Annotated in this window: 20 protein-coding genes (1 of these 20 running past the window's edge); 19 read left to right on the top strand and 1 reads right to left on the bottom strand. The window is 53.8% G+C overall.

The window, feature by feature from the left end:
• Positions 1-26: 26 nt before the first annotated feature.
• The 19 genes from hpt (at position 27) to lysS (ending at position 19,424) form a co-directional block, all read left to right on the top strand.
• Positions 27-566, top strand: a complete 540-nt coding sequence (hpt, locus tag BCV73_RS28975) for a hypoxanthine phosphoribosyltransferase (RefSeq protein ID WP_076176679.1) — start codon at positions 27-29, stop codon at positions 564-566.
• A gap of 113 nt (positions 567-679) precedes the next feature.
• The gene (ftsH, locus tag BCV73_RS28970) at positions 680-2,800 is read left to right on the top strand and encodes an ATP-dependent zinc metalloprotease FtsH (protein WP_076176680.1); all 2,121 of its coding nucleotides are present in this window, start codon (positions 680-682) and stop codon (positions 2,798-2,800) included.
• Between the two features lie 441 nt (positions 2,801-3,241).
• Positions 3,242-4,180, top strand: coding sequence for a quinolinate synthase NadA (gene nadA / locus BCV73_RS28965; RefSeq protein ID WP_076176681.1), 939 nt, complete (start codon positions 3,242-3,244; stop codon positions 4,178-4,180).
• Between the two features lie 39 nt (positions 4,181-4,219).
• Positions 4,220-5,836 (top strand): L-aspartate oxidase, encoded by a 1,617-nt coding sequence (gene nadB / locus BCV73_RS28960; protein ID WP_089549455.1) that lies wholly within the window; start codon positions 4,220-4,222, stop codon positions 5,834-5,836.
• Positions 5,826-6,692 (top strand): carboxylating nicotinate-nucleotide diphosphorylase, encoded by an 867-nt coding sequence (gene nadC / locus BCV73_RS28955; protein WP_089549454.1) that lies wholly within the window; start codon positions 5,826-5,828, stop codon positions 6,690-6,692. The genes nadB and nadC overlap by 11 nt, the downstream gene beginning before the upstream one ends.
• 5 nt (positions 6,693-6,697) lie before the next feature.
• Entirely contained in the window at positions 6,698-7,465 is a 768-nt protein-coding gene (locus BCV73_RS28950) for a type III pantothenate kinase (RefSeq protein WP_089549453.1), read from the top strand.
• 108 nt (positions 7,466-7,573) lie between these two features.
• Positions 7,574-8,458 (top strand): Hsp33 family molecular chaperone HslO, encoded by an 885-nt coding sequence (gene hslO, locus BCV73_RS28945; RefSeq protein ID WP_076176685.1) that lies wholly within the window; start codon positions 7,574-7,576, stop codon positions 8,456-8,458.
• 17 nt (positions 8,459-8,475) lie between these two features.
• Positions 8,476-9,432 carry a peptidylprolyl isomerase gene (locus BCV73_RS28940; RefSeq protein WP_089549452.1) on the top strand — a complete coding sequence of 319 codons (957 nt, stop codon included), beginning with the start codon at positions 8,476-8,478 and terminating at the stop codon, positions 9,430-9,432.
• Positions 9,433-9,681: 249 nt separating this feature from the next.
• A complete protein-coding gene (gene cysK / locus BCV73_RS28935) occupies positions 9,682-10,620 on the top strand; it encodes a cysteine synthase A (RefSeq protein WP_076176686.1) in 939 nt (312 codons plus the stop codon).
• A 192-nt stretch (positions 10,621-10,812) separates the two neighbouring features.
• Positions 10,813-12,411, top strand: a complete 1,599-nt coding sequence (locus tag BCV73_RS28930; RefSeq protein WP_089549451.1) for an anthranilate synthase component I family protein — start codon at positions 10,813-10,815, stop codon at positions 12,409-12,411.
• Positions 12,412-12,415: 4 nt separating this feature from the next.
• A complete protein-coding gene (pabA, locus tag BCV73_RS28925; RefSeq protein ID WP_076176688.1) occupies positions 12,416-12,997 on the top strand; it encodes an aminodeoxychorismate/anthranilate synthase component II in 582 nt (193 codons plus the stop codon).
• Complete coding sequence (locus tag BCV73_RS28920) at positions 12,994-13,881, top strand: aminotransferase class IV (protein WP_089549450.1); 888 nt, start codon at positions 12,994-12,996, stop codon at positions 13,879-13,881. The genes pabA and BCV73_RS28920 overlap by 4 nt, the downstream gene beginning before the upstream one ends.
• Positions 13,882-13,916: 35 nt before the next feature.
• Positions 13,917-14,741 carry a dihydropteroate synthase gene (folP, locus tag BCV73_RS28915; protein WP_089550450.1) on the top strand — a complete coding sequence of 275 codons (825 nt, stop codon included), beginning with the start codon at positions 13,917-13,919 and terminating at the stop codon, positions 14,739-14,741.
• Between the two features lie 58 nt (positions 14,742-14,799).
• Positions 14,800-15,162 (top strand): dihydroneopterin aldolase, encoded by a 363-nt coding sequence (gene folB, locus BCV73_RS28910; RefSeq protein WP_076176691.1) that lies wholly within the window; start codon positions 14,800-14,802, stop codon positions 15,160-15,162.
• A 9-nt stretch (positions 15,163-15,171) separates the two neighbouring features.
• The gene (gene folK / locus BCV73_RS28905) at positions 15,172-15,720 is read left to right on the top strand and encodes a 2-amino-4-hydroxy-6-hydroxymethyldihydropteridine diphosphokinase (protein ID WP_076176692.1); all 549 of its coding nucleotides are present in this window, start codon (positions 15,172-15,174) and stop codon (positions 15,718-15,720) included.
• Positions 15,672-15,875 (top strand): helix-turn-helix domain-containing protein, encoded by a 204-nt coding sequence (locus BCV73_RS28900; RefSeq protein ID WP_076176693.1) that lies wholly within the window; start codon positions 15,672-15,674, stop codon positions 15,873-15,875. Before folK ends, BCV73_RS28900 begins: the two co-directional genes overlap by 49 nt.
• Positions 15,876-15,939: 64 nt before the next feature.
• A complete protein-coding gene (gene dusB / locus BCV73_RS28895; RefSeq protein WP_089549449.1) occupies positions 15,940-16,962 on the top strand; it encodes a tRNA dihydrouridine synthase DusB in 1,023 nt (340 codons plus the stop codon).
• Positions 16,963-17,231: 269 nt separating this feature from the next.
• A complete protein-coding gene (gene greA / locus BCV73_RS28890; protein ID WP_076176695.1) occupies positions 17,232-17,708 on the top strand; it encodes a transcription elongation factor GreA in 477 nt (158 codons plus the stop codon).
• Positions 17,709-17,909: 201 nt separating this feature from the next.
• Positions 17,910-19,424 (top strand): lysine--tRNA ligase, encoded by a 1,515-nt coding sequence (lysS, locus tag BCV73_RS28885; protein WP_089549448.1) that lies wholly within the window; start codon positions 17,910-17,912, stop codon positions 19,422-19,424.
• A 46-nt stretch (positions 19,425-19,470) separates the two neighbouring features.
• On the opposite strand, the gene BCV73_RS28880 is transcribed toward lysS, so the two are convergent.
• Positions 19,471-19,797, bottom strand: partial view of a TetR/AcrR family transcriptional regulator gene (locus BCV73_RS28880; RefSeq protein ID WP_076176697.1) — the 3' portion only. The gene runs 330 nt beyond the window's last position; the window shows 327 of its 657 coding nt (coding positions 331-657); its start codon lies beyond the right edge, outside the window — the gene reads right to left on this strand; the stop codon is at positions 19,471-19,473.

The raw sequence follows: 19,797 nt of genomic DNA, 5'->3' as shown, positions 1-19,797 counted from the left end.
TAGTATAACGTAGGAGGTTCGCTCAGTTGCAAAACGATATTCAAGAAGTTCTGATCAGCGAAGAAGAAATCCAGAAGAAAATTAAGGAACTCGGTGCCGAGCTGAGCTCGGTATATGAGGGTCGCAACCCTCTTGTGATTTGTGTACTCAAAGGCGCGTTTATTTTTATGGCGGATTTGGTTAAAAATATGACAGTACCTATGGAACTCGATTTCATGGCCGTATCCAGTTACGGGGCGCAGACCAAGTCTTCGGGCGTTGTCAAAATCATCAAGGATTTGGATGTCCCGGTTGAAGGACGTGACGTGCTGATTGTCGAAGATATTATCGACAGCGGTCTCACGCTGAGCCATCTGATTGAGCTGCTCAAGAGCCGCAACGCCAAATCGACGTGCGTGGTTACGCTCTTTGACAAACCTGCCCGCCGAACTGTGAAGCTCGAGGCGGATTATACCGGATTCGTACTCCCTGACGCGTTTGTTGTCGGATACGGTCTGGATTACGCTGAGCATTACCGGAACCTGCCCTACATCGGGATCTTGAAACCGGAAATCTATACCCACTAATTGCGATACTCAAGCCCATGAGCTTAAGCACGCTCATGCCTTTACCACCTCTATTTGAGATGGTCAGACAGGCTATGGTAAAATAATTAAAGTGTTTTGAGAGGAGGTAGGGGATGAATCGGTTCATCCGGAATTCTGGTTTTTATTTGATTCTTTTTTTAGTTGTGGTGGGCATAGTCCAGTTTGTCAGCAACAGCGGTGAATCTGCTGACAGCCCTAGATACGATCAATTGCGCCAGCAAATCGCTGCTGGTAACGTATCGGAAATTACGGTTCAATTCGACGGTTACGCCTATCTGGTAACCGGTAAATATAAGAATAAACCGGCCGACGTTAAATCAGAGAATTTCTCGACCTACACTCCGGCTACAGATGCTGCAATCGAAGAGCTGGTAGCTGCCAGTGACAAAACCGGCATGAAATTCACCCAGAAGAAGATGGAAGGCGAAAGCGTCTGGCTGACGCTGCTCTCTTCCCTGATTCCTTTGGTTATTATGTTTATTCTCTTCTTCTTCCTGTTCAATCAAGCGCAGGGAGGCGGGGGCAAGGTTATGAACTTCGGCAAGAGCCGCGCCCGCCTATATAATGAAGAGAAGAAAAGGGTTACCTTTGAGGATGTTGCGGGAGCTGACGAAGAGAAGCAGGAGCTTGTCGAAGTCGTTGAGTTCCTGAAGGATCCGCGGAAATTTGCCGCAGTAGGTGCCCGTATTCCTAAAGGGGTTCTCCTCGTAGGCCCTCCAGGTACAGGTAAAACCCTCCTCGCCCGCGCTGTAGCGGGTGAAGCCGGAGTTCCGTTCTTCAGTATTTCCGGTTCGGACTTTGTGGAAATGTTCGTCGGGGTCGGTGCATCCCGTGTGCGTGACTTGTTCGAGAACGCCAAGAAAAACGCACCATGTATTATCTTCATTGACGAGATTGACGCCGTAGGTCGTCAGCGCGGTGCCGGACTTGGCGGCGGGCATGACGAACGCGAACAGACGCTGAACCAGCTCCTCGTTGAGATGGACGGTTTCGGCGGTAACGAAGGCATCATCATCGTGGCTGCAACGAACCGTGCCGACATCCTCGACCCTGCGCTTCTGCGTCCAGGCCGTTTTGACCGTCAAATTACGGTCGATCGTCCAGACGTGAAAGGCCGCGAGGCAGTACTGAAGGTTCATGCACGCAACAAGCCTCTGACCAAAGACGTCAAGCTGGATGTTGTGGCTAAACGTACGACAGGTTTTACCGGCGCCGAGCTGGAGAACCTGATGAACGAAGCGGCGCTGCTTGCTGCACGCCGTAACCGTAAAGACATCTCCATGCGAGAAGTTGATGAAGCGATTGACCGTGTCATCGTCGGTACCGAGAAGCGCAGCCGCGTGATCAGCGACCGGGAGAAGCGGATTGTCGCTTACCACGAAGCCGGCCACACGATTGTGGGCTACTTCTTGGAGCATGCCGATATGGTACACAAGGTAACGATCATTCCGCGCGGACGCGCCGGCGGATATGTCATCATGATGCCGAAGGAAGACCGGATGCTTGTGACCAAGCAGGAGCTGCTTGATAAGGTGACGGGTCTCTTGGGCGGCCGGGTCTCCGAGGAACTGTTTATCGGTGAAATCGGTACAGGCGCATACAGCGACTTCCAGCAGGCTACGGGCATCGTCCGCAGCATGATTATGGAATACGGTATGAGTGAGAAGCTTGGACCGCTTCAGTTCGGGTCCTCGCAAGGTCAGGTATTCCTGGGCCGTGACCTCGGTCACGAGCAGAACTACAGTGATTCGATCGCTTATGAGATCGACCAGGAAATGCAGCGCATGACAAACGAGTGCTACGAGCGGGCGAGAGACCTGCTGACCAAGTACTCGAAAGAGGTTCACCTCATCGCGAACACGCTGCTTGAGAAGGAGACGCTCGAGCTTGAACAGATTAAGGAACTGATCGAGCAAGGTTATCTTTCTGAAGACGGCCCGAAAGAGGGCGGAAGCGGAAATGATGAAGGTTCTTCCGAGCATGGCGCCCCTGTCATCGACAACGTCGGTGACGTGCGTGTACGCATTCAGGGCAAGGATAATACCAGCCTGCCAACGGAAGAAATTCCGAACGATGTTCCATCCAACTTGCCGAATGACCCGCCAAGCGATATCAACACGGATACGCCGGGCGACATTCCAAATAACAATGATGGAACGAATGAGAATCCAGGTTCGGGCAACGGCGGAACACCGCCGGAATCCAGATCCTAATCCCATTACAACAACAGCCCGGAGACGGTTAGCCGTCTCCGGGTTTTTTGTGTCGTTTGCCAGGAAATATGAGCGGGGGCCATTTGGGGTGTCCAAGCATTGAAGCCGACAACGTTCCGCCTTAACTCTGTTGTACCAGTTATTTTTTTTTGAGGCATAGTAGCGATTGGGGCGGCTGCAAGCTCCAAACAGAAGCGAGGCGGCCTAATCGGACGGAATCGAGCGGGAAGCTTTGTTTTCTTCCGGCTAGATAGCATATAAAGATCATTTTAGTCAATTGACAGTATCGTGAACCTTGTGTAAATTAGTTGATAAACAAGATGGTCTCGAGGTTGCAACGGGCAACTTTGGGAGAATTTTCACAAACTATTCATGATGTTATGAGGTTATGAAGCCATCAACCGGGTAAAATCATGGGATTTCAGAGGGAGTGGGTTACTGGTGGAAGCTCTGGCACTGGAGCATAAGCAGGAACAAAAGCGGGAACTGACGGAGAAGCTGCTTAAGCTAAAGAAGGAAAGAAACGCCATTATTTTGGCGCATTATTATCAAAGGGATGAAATTCAGGAAGTAGCGGATTTCCGTGGCGATTCCTTCCTGCTTGCCCAGAAAGCGGCTCAAACCGATGCGGAAGTCATCGTCTTCTGCGGCGTTCATTTTATGGGTGAAAGCGCTAAGATTCTGGCTCCGAACAAAACGGTGCTGATTCCGGATGAGCGTGCAGGCTGTCCAATGGCCGATATGGTCAACGTGGACGGACTCCGCAAACTGAAAGCGCAGCATCCTAACGCCAAAGTCGTTACGTATATCAACTCTTCGGCAGAGATCAAGGCGGAAACGGATATTTGCTGTACCTCTTCCAATGCGGTAAAGGTGATTCAATCGGTCGATTCCGATGAGATCATCTGGGTACCGGACAAAAATTTGGGTCACTATGTGCAGCAGCATACCGACAAGAAGCTCATCATTTGGGAAGGGTACTGCAATACGCATGATATGCTGACGGTAAAAGACGTTGTGGAGATGAAAGCCAAATATCCCGACGCCGAGTTTGTCGTACACCCGGAATGCCGTCCGGAGGTCGTAGCCATGGGCGATTTCGTCGGCAGCACCACGGCGATTTTGGAATACTGCAAAAAATCAAGCAGCAAACAGTTTATCGTCGGAACCGAAGACGGTACCGGATACCAGCTTCGTCTCGACAGCCCGGATAAGGAGTTTCATTTCGCCACCAAGTTTTTGGTATGCCCGAACATGAAGGTGAACAATCTGAAAAAACTGGTGAAGTGTCTGGAAACCATGAAGCCGCAAATCTACGTGCCGCCGGTTGTTGCAGATAAAGCCAGAACTTCTTTAGAGCGCATGTTACAAGTACAGTAGCATGCGCTACTCTTTCTCTTAAGACAGGTGAACAGGCACATGATTCCACAATATCTGGTTGACTTTGATCTGCAGACTTTGCCCCGGACCAAGACGGATGTCATCGTCATCGGCTCGGGCATAGCCGGGTTGTATACGGCGATTCAGGCAAGCCAGGACCGGCACGTCATCATGATCACGAAAAAGGCACTGCTCGAAAGCAACACCCGGTATGCACAAGGGGGGATTGCCGCGGTCATTTCGGAGGATGATTCCCCTCAGTATCACCGGCAGGATACGCTGATGGCGGGTGCAGGGCTGTGTTCGTCCTCCTCGGTGGACCTCTTGGTCAATGAAGGCCCGGAGGGCGTCAAGGAGCTGATCCGGCTCGGCACAACGTTTGACCTGGAGAACGGGGAGCTTGCCCTGACACAGGAAGGCGCGCACAGCCACCGGCGAATTTTGCATGCCAACGGGGACGCGACCGGCTACGAAATTGTCAGAGCGCTGGCGGAGAAGGTTGCGGAGCATGATCATATTGAGGTATGGGAGCATCACTTTGTAATAGACGTTATTACAGAAGACGGCGAGTGCAAGGGAGCACTGGTTCAGCGCCCGGATGGACAGCGGATCTTTGTGCAGGCTAACGCGACCGTGCTTTGTTCCGGCGGCGCGGGACAGCTCTACCGGTACACGACTAATCCGGAAGTGGCCACGGCCGATGGTGTGGCGATTGCCTATCGGGCAGGGGCTGAGGTCCGCGATATGGAGTTTATTCAGTTTCACCCGACCGCTCTTTGTTATCCGGGTGCTCCGAGGTTTTTAATCTCCGAGGCGGTTCGGGGCGAAGGCGCCGTTCTGCGGAATATTAAAGGCGAACGTTTTATGGAAAAATACCATGAGCTGCTCGAATTGGCGCCGCGCGACATTGTCGCCCGGGCGATCCTCAGCGAAATGGAAGAAACGAAATCCACCTTCGTCTATTTGGATATTACCCATGAGCCGGAGGATATGCTTAAGCATCGGTTTCCGACCATTTACGAAACGTGCATGACTTACGGATTGGATATGTCGACGGACTGGATTCCAGTGGCTCCGGCTGCGCATTATATGATGGGCGGCGTCAAAACGGACCTGAACGGCGAGAGCAGCATCAAGCGGCTGTTTGCCTGCGGCGAAGTGTCCTCGACCGGTGTTCACGGCGCCAACCGGCTGGCCAGCAACTCGCTCTCTGAAGCGATCGTGTTTGGACGGCGTATTGTGAACCGCCTGCGGGAACTGTCCTCACTGGACTGGGAGCCTAAAGATATCCGGGTCGATGAGGGGCGCCTCGAATCGCCAAGGCAGGCCATTGTAGAGCGTCGGCTCAAACTTCAGAAGGTGATGGTGCGGTACGTTGGTCTGCGCCGGAACAAGACGCTGCTGCTGAAGGGGCTGGATGAACTGAAGCGCCAGCTGCCGATTTTTCAGTCCGGACTGAGCAAGCGTGAGGAATTTGAATTTGCCAACATGCTGACTAGCAGTCTGCTGGTGACCAGCGCGGCATTGTCACGGGAAGAGAGCCGTGGGGCGCATTACCGCGAAGACTTCCCCCTGCGGGATGACGAAGGCTGGCGCAAGCATCTGCTGCAGCGGCGGGATCAAGAAATAGTGGAGGAAATCAGCGATGACGTTTAACGGATATGATGAAAGTCTTGTGGAATCCATCCGGCAGTGGCTGAGAGAGGACGTCGGATCGGGAGATGTGACGACGCTGTCGACCATCCCGAACGGTCATGAATCCAAGGGAATCATTCATGCCAAGGAAGATGGCGTGGTAGCCGGACTGCCCGTATCGGAGCTTGTGTTTCAAGTCGTGGATCCGGCGCTCACGTTCACGCCTCAAGTATCGGAAGGCGATTTCGTAAAGAAGGGAACGGTACTCGCTGTCGTGGAAGGCAGCACGCACCGGATTTTGACGGGGGAGCGGCTAGCCTTGAATTTGCTGCAGCGCCTGTCAGGCATTGCGACCCGGACACGTTCGTTTGTGGATGCGCTGGAAGGCCTGCCTACCCGCTTGGTCGATACCCGGAAGACGACGCCGGGACATCGGATGCTGGAGAAATACGCAGTGCGCGTCGGCGGGGGAGCCAACCACCGCTTCGGGCTGTATGATGCTGTGATGATCAAGGACAACCATATTAAAGGCGCCGGCGGAATCCGCAAGGCCGTGGAGCGTGCCCGGGCGTTTATCCCTCATACGATGACCATCGAAGTGGAGACGGAATCGCTTGAGCAGGTCGAGGAAGCGCTGGAAGCCGGTGCGGACATCATCATGCTGGATAACATGAGCCAGGATCTGATGAAAGAGGCTGTCCGGCGTATTAAGGCCAAGTCCCCGCATGTGACCGTGGAGGCTTCCGGCAACGTGTCTTTGAAGACGGTGAAGGGGATCGCGGCCTGCGGCGTCGACGTCATTTCGGTCGGCAGACTGACGTATTCCTTCGACAGCCTGGACATCAGCCTTGATCTCAATGCGGTGAAGGAGGGATAGCCCCCGTGATTCTGGTGATCGACATCGGGAATACGAACATCGTCTTGGGGATATACAGAAGCCGGGAGCTATTGCATCATTTCCGTCTCAGCACGGTCAATCATTCCACGCCGGACGAGTACGGCATTATGTTCCGGAACATGTTTCAGATGTCCGGGATCCCGGTTAGCGATATTGAGGGCGTGATTATTTCTTCGGTGGTACCGCCTATGGTCCATGTCATTGAGGAGATGTGCCAAAAATATATCCACCATTCGCCGCTCATCGTGGGACCGGGGATTAAAACCGGGCTCAATCTGCGTTACGAAAATCCGCGCGAGGTCGGGGCTGACCGGATCGCCAACGCCGTTGCCGCCGTGGAGAAGTACCAGGGCCCGCTCGTCGTGATCGACTTTGGCACGGCTACCACATTTGACTGCATCGATCCCAAAGGCGCCTATCTCGGCGGCCTGATCGTGCCGGGCATCGGCATTGCGACCGAAGCGCTGTATCAGCGTGCATCGAAGCTGCCTCGGATTGAGCTGGAGAAGCCCAAAAAGGTCATCGGGCGAAATACAGTCCATGCGATGCAGGCAGGCATTATTTTCGGATACGCCGGGCAGGTTGACGGCATTGTAGAGCGGATTCGCGGCGAGATGCAGGTGCCCTCCCTGAAAGTGGTCGCAACGGGCGGACTGGCGGATCTGATCGCCAGCGAAACGAAGGTCATCCAGGAAGTGAATCCGCTGCTGACGCTCGACGGTCTCCGGATTATTTATGATCGCAACCGCTGAATTGCCAGAAAGATCAACCGGATCACCAAAAAGGCCTGTTTTGCGGTAAAATAGATAGATAATGGCAGAGCCTTCCCGGCTCATCCAATAAAGGAGGCAGTACACATAATGGAAAACAAACAGGACCGCCTCATCCGGGGCACGGCCATGAACGGACGTGTCCGGGCTTTCGCGGTGAGAACGACGGCTCTCGTGGAGGAGCTTCGCAGAAGGCATGATACGTGGCCTACCGCCACAGCGGCGCTGGGACGCACGCTGACAGCCGCTGGTATGATGGGCGCCATGCTGAAGGGCAAGGAAAAGCTCAGCATTCAAGTCAAGGGCGACGGACCGATTGGACAGATCGTCGTAGAAGCCAACTCCTTTGGCGAAGTGACGGGATACGTAACTAATCCGCATGTCCATTTGCCCAGCAACAGCCAGGGAAAACTCGACGTAGCCGGCGCGGTTGGCCGTGAGGGATACCTGCACGTAACGAAAGACCTGGGCCTCAAAGAGCCTTATCGCGGAAGCGTACCGATTATTTCGGGAGAGCTCGGAGAGGACTTTACGTATTATTTTGCCGTATCGGAGCAAACCCCTACTGCGGTTGGCCTGGGCGTACTCGTCGCTCCCGACAATTCCGTCCTCGTGGCCGGCGGCTTTATCATTCAGTTGCTTCCGGGCCTTTCCGATGAGGAAATCACGGCGATCGAGCAGGCGGTAAGCGCGATTCCGCCGGTAACCACCCTGCTGGACCAAGGGTTGGAGCTGGAAGATATGCTGAAGCAGCTGCTTCCCGATGTAGAGGTTCTCGAAGAGATGGATATCAAGTTTCGCTGTCAGTGCTCCCGTGAGCGGGTAGAGCAAACGCTGGTCAGCCTGGGCCAAGCGGAACTGGAGCGTTTGATTGAGGAAGATGGACAGGCGGAAGTGGTGTGCCATTTCTGCAATGAAGCGTATGATTTTGACAGGGAACAACTGCAGCAAATTCTTGAACAAGCCATGAAGTAAGGGGCGGGTTCGATGATATGATAACCAGACAGGAGAAGGGGCTGTGGGCCGCGGTCATTATTTTGGCAGCGGGCGTGTTGTTTATGGGGAGTCTGATTGTCATCCGTGGACTTAAACCGGCAGATGAGCCGTCATCGGCTGAAGACAAGCAAATAGGGGCGGATGCGGTGGCGTCTTTTAACGGCAGCACCATTACGGAAAGCGATTGGGTCGAGGAGCTGAAACGGACGCACGGGGAGGAAGCATTGACGCAGATGCTGAATCACAAGGCGGTATATGCGGAAGCCCGGTCCCTGAAAATTAAGGTGACCCCGGAAGAAGTGACGGAGGAGATTAACCGGGAAATGCAGGGTTACGCTTCCCCGGACGACTATTATCGGGAGATGGCCGACCAGCTGAACCTGACTCCCGAGGAGATCCGGGCGGAAACCGAGTACCGTCTCACACTGCAAAAGATCGCAACCGCAGGAATTCGCATCACGGATACGGAGGTACAGCGTTATATCGATCAGCATCAAGAGGAGTTTGCAGCCAAGAAGGCTTATCATCTTGCCTGGATTCAGACGGATACCGAAGATGAGGCGAATCGGCTGCTTGACCGCCTGCAGCAGGGAGAGGATTTCGGCACGCTGGCGGCAGCGTACTCCCTGGATGAATTTACACGCGATCAAGGCGGCGATCTGGGGACGGTGGAGGAGGATGATCCTTTTATTGCTCCGGAAGTACTGCGGACAGCCTCAACCCTGAAGCCAGGGGACGCAGCGGGTCCGGTAAGGCTAAATGACGGATATGCGGTTGTCCAGCTGATCAGCGTGGAGAACGGCAGTACCAAGAGCAGCGAGGAGATCATTCGGGAGGCCCGCAAACAGCTGGCCTTAAGCGAGGCGGTTCCCCTTTCGCAGCTGGAAGAACAGTTGAGAAACAAATATGACGCCAAAATTTTGATCAAAATATCGCCATCCAAAGCATCCTGAAACGACAGAAGCGGCAGGCAAGATGATGAGCCCGGGCTTACCTACGTTTTCAGGATGTTTTCTTTGTTACAACCAGGCCTTACGTCCGGGTTCGTATTGACATTGAGGTGGAAGGTTGATAAGATGAAGGTATAAATACCTACTTATTTACTCGGATATAGTTTGATCCAAGCCAGCCAGATTCTCTTTCTAGAATTTTGTATACAGCAGTTATTCATCAAATTCATTATAAACAGGGAGGATTTACCTATGGCTAAGGTCGTCAACAACGTAACGGAATTAATCGGAGGAACACCCCTTGTCCGGCTGAACCGGCTTGCACCGGAAGACAGCGCGGAAATTTACTTGAAGCTGGAATATCAAAATCCGGGCTCCAGCGTTAAGGACCGGATTGCGATCAGCATCGTCGAACAAGCGGAGAAGGACGGCCTTCTGAAGCCTGGCGGTACGATTGTGGAAGCGACAAGCGGCAACACCGGTATCGGTCTGGCTATGGTAGCTGCAGCCAAAGGCTACAAAGCCGTGATCGTCATGCCTGAAACGATGAGCCTTGAGCGCCGCAACTTGCTTCGCGCTTACGGTGCAGAATTGGTTCTGACACCGGGAGCTGAAGGCATGAACGGTGCCGTTAAGAAAGCCGAAGAAATCGTGAAGGAAAATCCGGATTACTTCATGGCTGAGCAGTTCAAAAACCCGGCCAACGTGAAGATTCACCGTGAAACGACGGGTCCGGAAATTGTGGAAGCGATTGAATCCATTGGCGGCTCCCTCGACGCCTTCGTGGCAGGAATCGGAACGGGCGGAACGATTTCCGGTGCCGGCGAAGTGCTGAAGAACCGCTTCCCTGACATCAAGATCGTGGCTGTTGAGCCTGCGGCTTCTCCAATTCTGGCAGGAGGCAAACCAGGACCGCACAAAATTCAAGGTCTGGGCGCCAACTTTATTCCGGATATCCTTAACCGTGACATCTACGATGAAATCATTCACGTGGAGAACGACGAAGCCTTTGAAACGGCACGCCGTGTCGCCAAAGAAGAAGGCGTCCTGTCCGGTATTTCTTCCGGCGCTGCCGTGTTCGCCGCACTCAAAGTGGCCAAAGAGCTCGGTAAAGGCAAACGTGTCGTGGTAGTTATCCCAAGTAACGGCGAACGCTATTTGAGCACACCGCTGTATAACTTTGAGGCGTAATTAACGTCTTATACATTGTAAAAACTCTCGCCCCTGCTGCCGGTCTATCCGGCTGCAGGTTTTTTTTGTTCATATTGCTGCTCATTGGCAGCCAAATCAGGTATCTTTTTGGAAAAAGTCTTTTCAAACCTGCCGACTCCAAGTATACTGACAACCAATAGACGGGTCTTGTTACTAAAAGGGGATCAGAAAATGAAGAGAAATGAGCGCGGTTTGATCACCTTGGATCAATGGATGACTTGGGCCGCAGAGGGCATCACGATGTTTCCATATGTGCTGTCGTCCGGAGGATGGGACCGGCAGGAAGAAGGGGAGCTCCCGGCGGCTTGGACGTCGGCCTGGGAACAGGCTTCGCCCTATTCCTTCGTACTCGAGAGCGGTAAGGAGGGGCGGTACACCTACCTAGGGCTGCGGCCGGTGTCGGTTCTTCACGGAAAAGATCACGGTGGCGTCGTGACGCACCTGCTGAGCGGGGCGACGGAGAAGGTTGGCGGAAGTCCGCTGCAGGTGCTGCAGCGGTGGATGGCGCCGTACCGGGCTCCCCAGCTGCCGAATCCAGAATTGCCGCCCCTTCTTGGAGGATGCGTTGGCTTTCTAGGGTATGACATCGTTCGTTCCCTTGAAAATCTGCCGTCCACGGCAGCCGATCTTCCGGCATTCCCGGATTATTTGTGGATGCGGATGGAAGAGTTGTGGGTACATGATGCAGACAGCCGGAAGGTGTACTGCACGGTCCATGTGCATTTTGATGCAGAAGGGCTGGACAGGGATGTGATCGGGCAAAGGCTGGGTGTGCTTTACGAGGAGGCTGCCGAGCGTGCCCGGTCCATGCAGTCGCTGTGGCTGTCCATGGTGAACCTGGACGAAGGGAGCCAGGCCAAAGCGGACCGGCGGCGAAAGCAGGCAGAGGAGCTGTCCCCCCGGATGGAGTGGCCGCAGCTGCGTACCGGATTCCCGCAGGAATCCTTTGAGCGGGCTGTGCGAGCCATCCAGCAGTACATTCGCGAAGGGGACGTCTTCCAGGTGAATCTGTCGCTCCGTCAGGAGCTGGACCTGCATTCGCCGCCGGAGCAGGCCTATGAATGGCTCCGCCTGCTGAACCCTTCCCCTTACATGGGGCTTCTGCGTTCCCCGGGTTTCACGCTGGTCAGCGGCTCCCCGGAACTGTTGGTGAAGCTTCAGGGGGAGCGGATCAGCACCCGCCCGATCGCCGGCACGAGGCGCCGGGGGCTGACCCCGCAGGAGGATGCGGCCATGGCGGCCGAGCTGCTGGGCAGCGAGAAGGAGAGAGCCGAGCATATCATGCTGGTGGATCTCGAACGCAACGATTTGGGGAAGGTGGCTGCGTACGGGTCAGTGCACGTCCCGGAGCTGATGACGGTCGAGCATTACTCCCATGTGATGCACCTCGTTTCTCAGGTGGAAGGCCGGCTCGCTCCGGGCAAAGGCGTATACGACGTGATCGCCGCCTTCTTCCCGGGAGGAACCATCACGGGCGCCCCTAAGGTGAGGACGATGGAGATCATCGAGGAGCTGGAACCCGTAAGGCGCGGGCCATACACCGGCTCAATCGGCTGGATTGACTACAACGGCAATATGGAATTAAATATTATCATAAGAACGATGGCCGTCCTGGAAGGTACGGGATATATCCAGGCCGGGGCGGGAATCGTCATCGATTCCGACCCTTACCGGGAATACCGGGAATGCCAAAACAAAGCTAAAGGCATGATCCTGGCGGTTCTCGCAAGCGAAGAGGAATCCGCCGTCAAATCTGGGATAAGGGGATGAGCATATGATTTTGGTTATCGACAATTATGACTCTTTTACGTACAATCTGGTGCAGTATTTGGGGGAACTCGGACAGGAAGTGAAGGTATACCGCAACGATGAAATTACCGTGTCCGGCATTGAGGAGCTTGCACCCGACCATATTTTGATTTCCCCGGGCCCCTGCACGCCGAACGAGGCGGGGATCAGCCTGGAGACGATTGCGAATTTTAAAGGCAAAATCCCGATTTTCGGAGTATGCTTGGGTCACCAGGCCATTGGGCAGGCATTCGGCGGCAATGTCATCCGTGCTGAACGGCTGATGCACGGAAAAACATCGCCGATCCATCATCACGGCAACTCCGTGTTCGAAGGCCTTCCTTCGCCATTTACAGCAACAAGATACCACTCGCTGCTTGTGGAGCGGGACAGTCTGCCGGACTGCCTGGAGATCACCGCAGAAACCGAGGAAGGCGAGATTATGGGACTGCGTCATAAGGAGTATCCGATTGAAGGCGTCCAGTTCCATCCGGAGTCGATCATCACCGATTACGGACATCAAATACTGCGTAATTTCCTGAAGCAGACCGCAGGCGCTAAAGCATGAAGAAGATAGGATTGAACGGCGGGATCGTGGATGCCGCCGACGCCGTGGTACCTGTAATGGATCACGGCTTTTTATACGGAATGGGGTTGTTTGAGACGCTGCGGACATACCGCGGCCGACCTTTCTTGCTGGAGAGGCATTTGAAGCGGATGGCGGAGGGCTGCCGGATGCTGGGCATTCCCTTTTCGCCGGAGGATGCGCTTGCGTCCATGCCCGGCTGGATTGAAGCCTTGATGAAGGAGAACAGCCTTGAGGAGGCTTACATCCGTTATACCGTCAGCGCTGGCGTTGATGTTCTCGGGCTTCCCGGGGAGGAGTACAGCCGTCCCAATCATGTTCTGCTTGTGAAGGCGCTGCCGGAGGTGCCTGAGAATTTCTACACGCAAGGGAAAGCCCTGCAGCTGCTGGAAACGCGGCGCAACTCTCCCGAAGCTCCAATCCGCTTGAAGTCGCTCCATTACATGAACAACATTTTGGCGAAAAGAGAACTGGCGGCTGTGAGTGATCCGCGTTCCCGCCAGGCGGAAGGCCTGATGCTCGATGAGCGCGGACATGTCAGCGAAGGCGTCGTCAGCAATGTGTTTTTTGTGAAAGAAGGGGAACTCTATACACCTGATGCATCCACCGGGCTGCTGCCCGGCATTACGCGCCAGGTTGTGCTTGAGCTCGCCGGCGCGGCAGGCATCCGCTGCACGGAAGGCCTGTATACGTGGGAAGATCTGCTGGCCGCAGATGAGGTGTTCGTGACCAGCTCTATCCAGGAGCTTGTGCCCGTTACGCTCCTGCTGGACAGGCAGGGAACGGGCAGAACGGTGGGTCGAGGCGCGGCCGGCCCGATCACCCGCAGGCTGCTCGATTTGTACCGACAGAAAGCAGGGATTTGACAGTGAAAACGACAATCTACGAACGTAACTTTACAATGGGTCAAGCCGTGCTGAGGCTCGGACAGTCTACCCAGGTGATGGGCATTTTAAATGTAACGCCCGATTCCTTCTCCGACGGCGGCCGGTATGTGGATCCGGACACGGCCGTACGCCATGCGCTCAAAATGATGCTGGACGGCGCCGACCTGATCGATATCGGAGGAGAATCAACCCGGCCAGGATATACGCCGGTATCCGCGGAAGAGGAACTGGCCCGCGTGATTCCCGTGATTGAGGCGATCCATAAAGCGGCCCCGCACATTCCGATCTCGATCGATACCTACAAGGCGGAAGTGGCTCGCCAGGCCATTCTGGCCGGTGCCCATATCATCAACGATATTTGGGGAGGCAAAGGCGATCCGGACATGCTGAAGGTGGCAGCCGAGCTGGGCTGTCCGATCATTCTGATGCATAACCGGCAGGACATGGACTACACCGATTTTGTGGAGGACGTTGTCGCCGACCTGGAAGAGAGCGTGCGCCTCGCCTTGGCGGCCGGAGTTCGTGCGGAACATATTATTTTGGACCCGGGGATCGGATTTGCCAAAAACGGAGAGCACAACTTGAAGCTGATGACTCAGCTGGACCGTTTGAATCAGATTGGATATCCTGTGCTGCTGGCTACGTCCCGCAAAAAGTTCATCCGCAGCGTGCTGGATCTGCCGGTGGATGATTTGGTCGAGGGCACCGCGGCCACAGTGGCGTTCGGAATCGCCCAGGGCTGCCAGCTGGTGAGGGTCCACGATGTGAAATCGATCAAACGAACCGTCAAAATGTGCGATGCGATGATATACACTTCAGCGGTTGTGAGTCGGGAATAACGTTTTATATACAGGATCATTTGATACGATGTTGATTATTGGGGGGCGGGAGTAGAAAATGGATAGAATGGTCATTCACCGCATGGAGTATTACGGGTATCACGGCGTGTTCGAGGAAGAGCGCAAGCTCGGCCAGCGCTTCTACGTCGATCTGGACATGGAGCTGGATTTGCGCGCAGCCGGAGAGAACGACGATCTCACCCAAACGGTAAATTATGCCGAAGTCCACGAAACGGTCAAAAACGTGGTAGAAACCGAGTCTTTTCGCCTGATTGAAGCTTTAGCCGAACGTATTGCATCTGTTGTACTGGACACTTATACTAGTATCAATGCACTGACGGTCAAAGTGACCAAACCGCATCCTCCATTTGACATCCACTTTCAGGGTGTTACTGTGGAGCTGCATAGAACAAGAAAGTGAGACTCCACCATGAATGCACATTTCACCTCTGAGCTATCAGAGGCTTATATTGCTTTAGGGGCAAATTTGGGTGACCGCGAGCATACGCTGATGGAAGCTATTCGGCGCCTGGATGAGGATCCCCGCATTACGGTAGCCCGCTGTTCCCACCTTTATGAGACGGAGCCTGTGGGTTATGTGGACCAGCCCCTCTTTTTAAATATGGCCGTGTGCGTCCGCACAAGTTTGGATTCCCATGAACTGCTGCACGTGATGCAGGGGATTGAGAACGGGCTTGGGCGCATTCGGGAGATCCATTGGGGGCCCCGGACCGTCGATTTGGATTTAATCTGGATGGAGGGCCGCAGGGAGAACACGGAAGAACTGGTGCTGCCGCATCCCCGGATGGAGGAGCGAGCCTTCGTGCTGGTTCCCTTATCCGATATCGTTCCTCCCGACGAGCCTTCCGGCTTATATACAATCGTAGAGACAGCTCTGGATAAGCTGGATGGAAAGGAAGGTCTGCAGCTTTGGAAAACATGCAGCTGGCGAAGCGCGTCCGCGCCTTCCGGAAGCTAAAAGGCTACACGCAGCAGGAGCTCGCAGCCAAGTGCGGCATATCGCTTGCAGTGCTGGGGGCCATCGAACGGGGAAACCGTCGTGCAGAAGAACAGGTTTTGATCAAAGTAGCGGAAGCACTGGGTGTATCTGTTCAGGAACTGAGGAACGGTTAGACTTTTGAGAAGCAGGAATACTGCTTATGTATATACAATGAATAATAAGGGGGGAAATGATGCGATGCTGAAGATTGGCGATATTGAAATGAAGAACCAAGTCGTGCTGGCACCGATGGCGGGCGTGTGTAATCCTGCGTTCCGTCTTATCGCCAAGGAATTCGGAACGGGTCTGGTTTGCGCAGAAATGGTCAGCGGCAAGGCGATCGTTCACGGCAATCAGCGCACGCGGGAAATGCTATATGTAGATGAGCGCGAGAAGCCGCTCAGCCTGCAGATTTTCGGAGGAGACCGTGATTCCTTGGTGGAGGCAGCCAAAGTTGTGGACCAACAGACCAACGCCGATATCATAGATATCAATATGGGCTGTCCGGCTCCGAAAGTGACCAAAATCGACGCCGGTGCACGCTGGCTGCTTGATCCCCAGAAAATTTATGAAATGGTCTCCGCGGTCGTGGATGCAGTCGATAAACCAGTGACCGTGAAAATGCGAACCGGATGGGACAGCGACCACATTTACGCGGTGGAGAACGCCCAAGCGGTAGAACGCGCCGGAGGCCAGGCAGTCAGCCTGCACGGCAGAACCCGGGAACAGCTGTATACGGGACATGCCGATTGGAGCATTATAAAGCAGGTTAAAGAGTCGGTATCGATCCCGGTCATCGGTAACGGTGACGTGGTTACGCCGGAAGACGCGCGGCGCATGCTCGACGAAACCGGATGTGACGGGGTTATGATCGGACGCGGCGCTTTGGGAAATCCGTGGATGCTGTACCGTACGATTGAGTACCTCAAGAGCGGTGAGCTGCTTCCGGAGCCTGCGGCTGAAGAGAAGATCCGCATCGCGATTCTTCATATGGACCGTCTGATCGCGCTGAGAGGCGAGTTCGTGGCGGTACGCGAAATGCGCAAGCATCTGGCATGGTACCTGAAAGGACTCAAAGGGTCCGCTCGGATCAAGGATGAGATTATGGAAGGAACGAAGCGCGACGAAATGGTCGGAATATTGGAGGATTTTGTGGCGAACCTGAACCAGCGTGCCGAAATGGAAGCCGAGGAAATAGGTGTGGAAGCGGTGGCCCAATAAGATGGGCGGCCGCGGCTGCACCCCTGTCATTGACATTTTGAAACGGTTACCATATAATTTTGCAGTATAAATTCGACTCTTCGTTTAACAAGCAGCAGGAGGATGTTCTGATCCTTCAAATTTTGCATATAGTTTTGCATATATATAGATTGAACTAAAGTAAGCATCGCCATCTCCTGACCACGGAGCAAGAACGTAAGTTTCTTTAGTTCATTCTATGGAAGCAGGATGTTTTTTAATTTATTTACATGACAGGAGAATCGGTTAAGATGAGCGATAAAGAAGTCATTCTTACACAGGACGGACTTAAGAAGCTGGAAGACGAACTCGAGAACCTGAAATCGGTGAAGCGCCGCGAAGTCGCGGAGCGAATCAAGGTTGCCATCGGCTACGGTGATATCAGTGAGAACTCTGAATACGAAGACGCCAAGAACGAGCAGGCTTTTATTGAAGGCCGAATCATTACTTTGGAAAAAATGCTGCGCAATGCCCGGATCATCAATAATGATGAGATCAATACGGACATTGTAGGCGTAGGTGCTACGGTAACGGTGCAGGACCTGGAATTCGGCGATACGATGGAATATACAATCGTCGGTAGTGCCGAATCCGATCCGCTGAACAATAAAATTTCCAATGAAAGCCCGGTCGGCAAAGCAATCATCGGCAAGCAAAAAGGAACCGTCGTGGATGTGAACGTTCCTGCGGGCGTCATTCAATATAAAATCATCGATATCAAAAAGTAATATCCATGCTTTAGGATTGAAAAAAAAGCTTCCTTGAGGAAGCTTTTTTTCAAGATTGTGGAATGTAACACTTGAGCTAACGTCGAGGCAAAGGAAAGGCCCCACTTGGTGGGGTTATTTTCGGATATAGACGGCAGACGGCATGCCGCTTGGACAAGCGGGAGAGGTTTAGCAGTGAAATGAAGGAGATGAAGACTGACCATGTCAGAAGAAGTGAACAACCAGGAACAGGAAATTGAATTAAGCGAGATGCTGAAAATCCGCCGGAGCAAGCTGGACGAGCTGCGTGCACTGGGGATCGATCCTTTTGGCAAAAAATACGAGAGAACCAGCATGGCAGGTGATCTGCTGAGTAAATATGACGGTATGACGAAAGAAGAGCTGGACGAGCAGCACGCCGAAGTTCGCGTTGCCGGACGGATTATGGCAAAGCGCGGCATGGGTAAGGCCATTTTTGCCCATATCCAGGATCTGAGCGGCAAAATCCAGATCTATGTGCGTCAGGATTCCGTGCCTGAGCATGCGTTTGAGGCGTTCCGCCTGTTGGATCTAGGCGATATCGTCGGCATCGCCGGAACGATGTTCAAGACGAAGACCGGGGAAACGACGATCAAGGCCAGCGAGGTGGAGGTTCTGTCGAAATCCCTCTATCCGTTGCCAGATAAATACCATGGCCTCAAGGACGTAGAGCTTCGTTACCGTCAGCGTTATGTGGATTTGATCATCAATCCGGAAGTACAGCAGACGTTTATTGCCCGCTCGCGGATTATTCAATCGATGCGCCGTTACCTGGATTCACAGGGCTACCTGGAAGTCGAAACTCCGACATTGCATGCGATTGCCGGCGGAGCCGCGGCCAAGCCGTTTATTACGCATCATAACGCGCTGGACATGCAGCTGTATATGCGGATTGCCATCGAGCTTCACTTGAAACGCTTGATTGTCGGCGGTCTGGAGAAGGTATACGAAATCGGACGCGTATATCGTAACGAGGGTATTCCCACCCGCCACAATCCGGAATTTACGATGATCGAGCTGTATGAGGCTTATGCCGATTACAAAGACATCATGAACCTGACCGAGAACATGATCGCGCATATTGCGCAGGAAGTGCTCGGCACCAAAGTCATCAACTATCAAGGGCATCAAGTTGACCTGACTCCTCCTTGGCGCCGGGTATCCATGGTGGATGCGGTCAAGGAAGTCAAAGGCGTGGACTTCGGCGTGCATATGACGGACGAGGAAGCTCACCGTCTGGCCAAAGAGCATAACGTCAAAGTTGAACCGCACATGACATTCGGTCATATTCTGAACGCGTTCTTCGAGGAATTTGTTGAGGAAACGCTGATTCAGCCGACGTTCGTGACCGGGCATCCGGTGGAAATTTCGCCGCTTGCGAAGAAAAACGAGCAGGATCCGCGGTTTACTGACCGTTTTGAGCTCTTTATCGTGGCCCGTGAGCATGCCAATGCATTCAGCGAGCTGAACGACCCGATCGATCAGCGCCAGCGTTTTGAAGCACAGCTGAAGGAACGCGAGCAGGGCAATGACGAAGCGCATGAAATGGATGAGGATTTCCTCACCGCGCTGGAGTACGGCATGCCGCCGACCGGTGGTCTGGGTATCGGCATCGACCGTCTGGTGATGCTGCTGACGGATTCTCCGTCGATCCGTGACGTGCTGCTCTTCCCGCATATGCGGAATCGTCAGGAGTAGTTTTCAGGCTTTTAGGGAAAATAAATAAAAGGAACAGCTGTCGTGATCATGTATCACGCGGCTGTTCCTTTTTTGCGTTTGAGTCTGGCTTCTGTGCCATGGAATGGACATCCGGCTGGCATAAGGATAACAAATGCCGTTTGATGACCGCGACCATGACCTCAGGGGTCACACGCTCCGGACGCATTACGGCATGGATGGCCAGGCCGTCGAGGACGGCGTAGAAGCGTTCCACTTCGATGGCAAAATCCAGACCGGGAAGCAGGAGCTGGCCCTCTGATAAGCCGTTGAATACGGTAACGAAAATCGACCGCAGCTCGTCGTCCACCTGATGGCGCAGCGTACGTAAGGAATCATCCGACAGCGACTTGAC

It is taken from the genome of Paenibacillus sp. SSG-1 (assembly GCF_002224835.1).
In the GTDB taxonomy this organism is placed as follows: domain Bacteria; phylum Bacillota; class Bacilli; order Paenibacillales; family Paenibacillaceae; genus Paenibacillus_AQ; species Paenibacillus_AQ favisporus.
The sequence above is the reverse complement of the archived record's forward strand: the minus strand, read 5'-3'. Positions and strand labels throughout refer to the sequence as shown.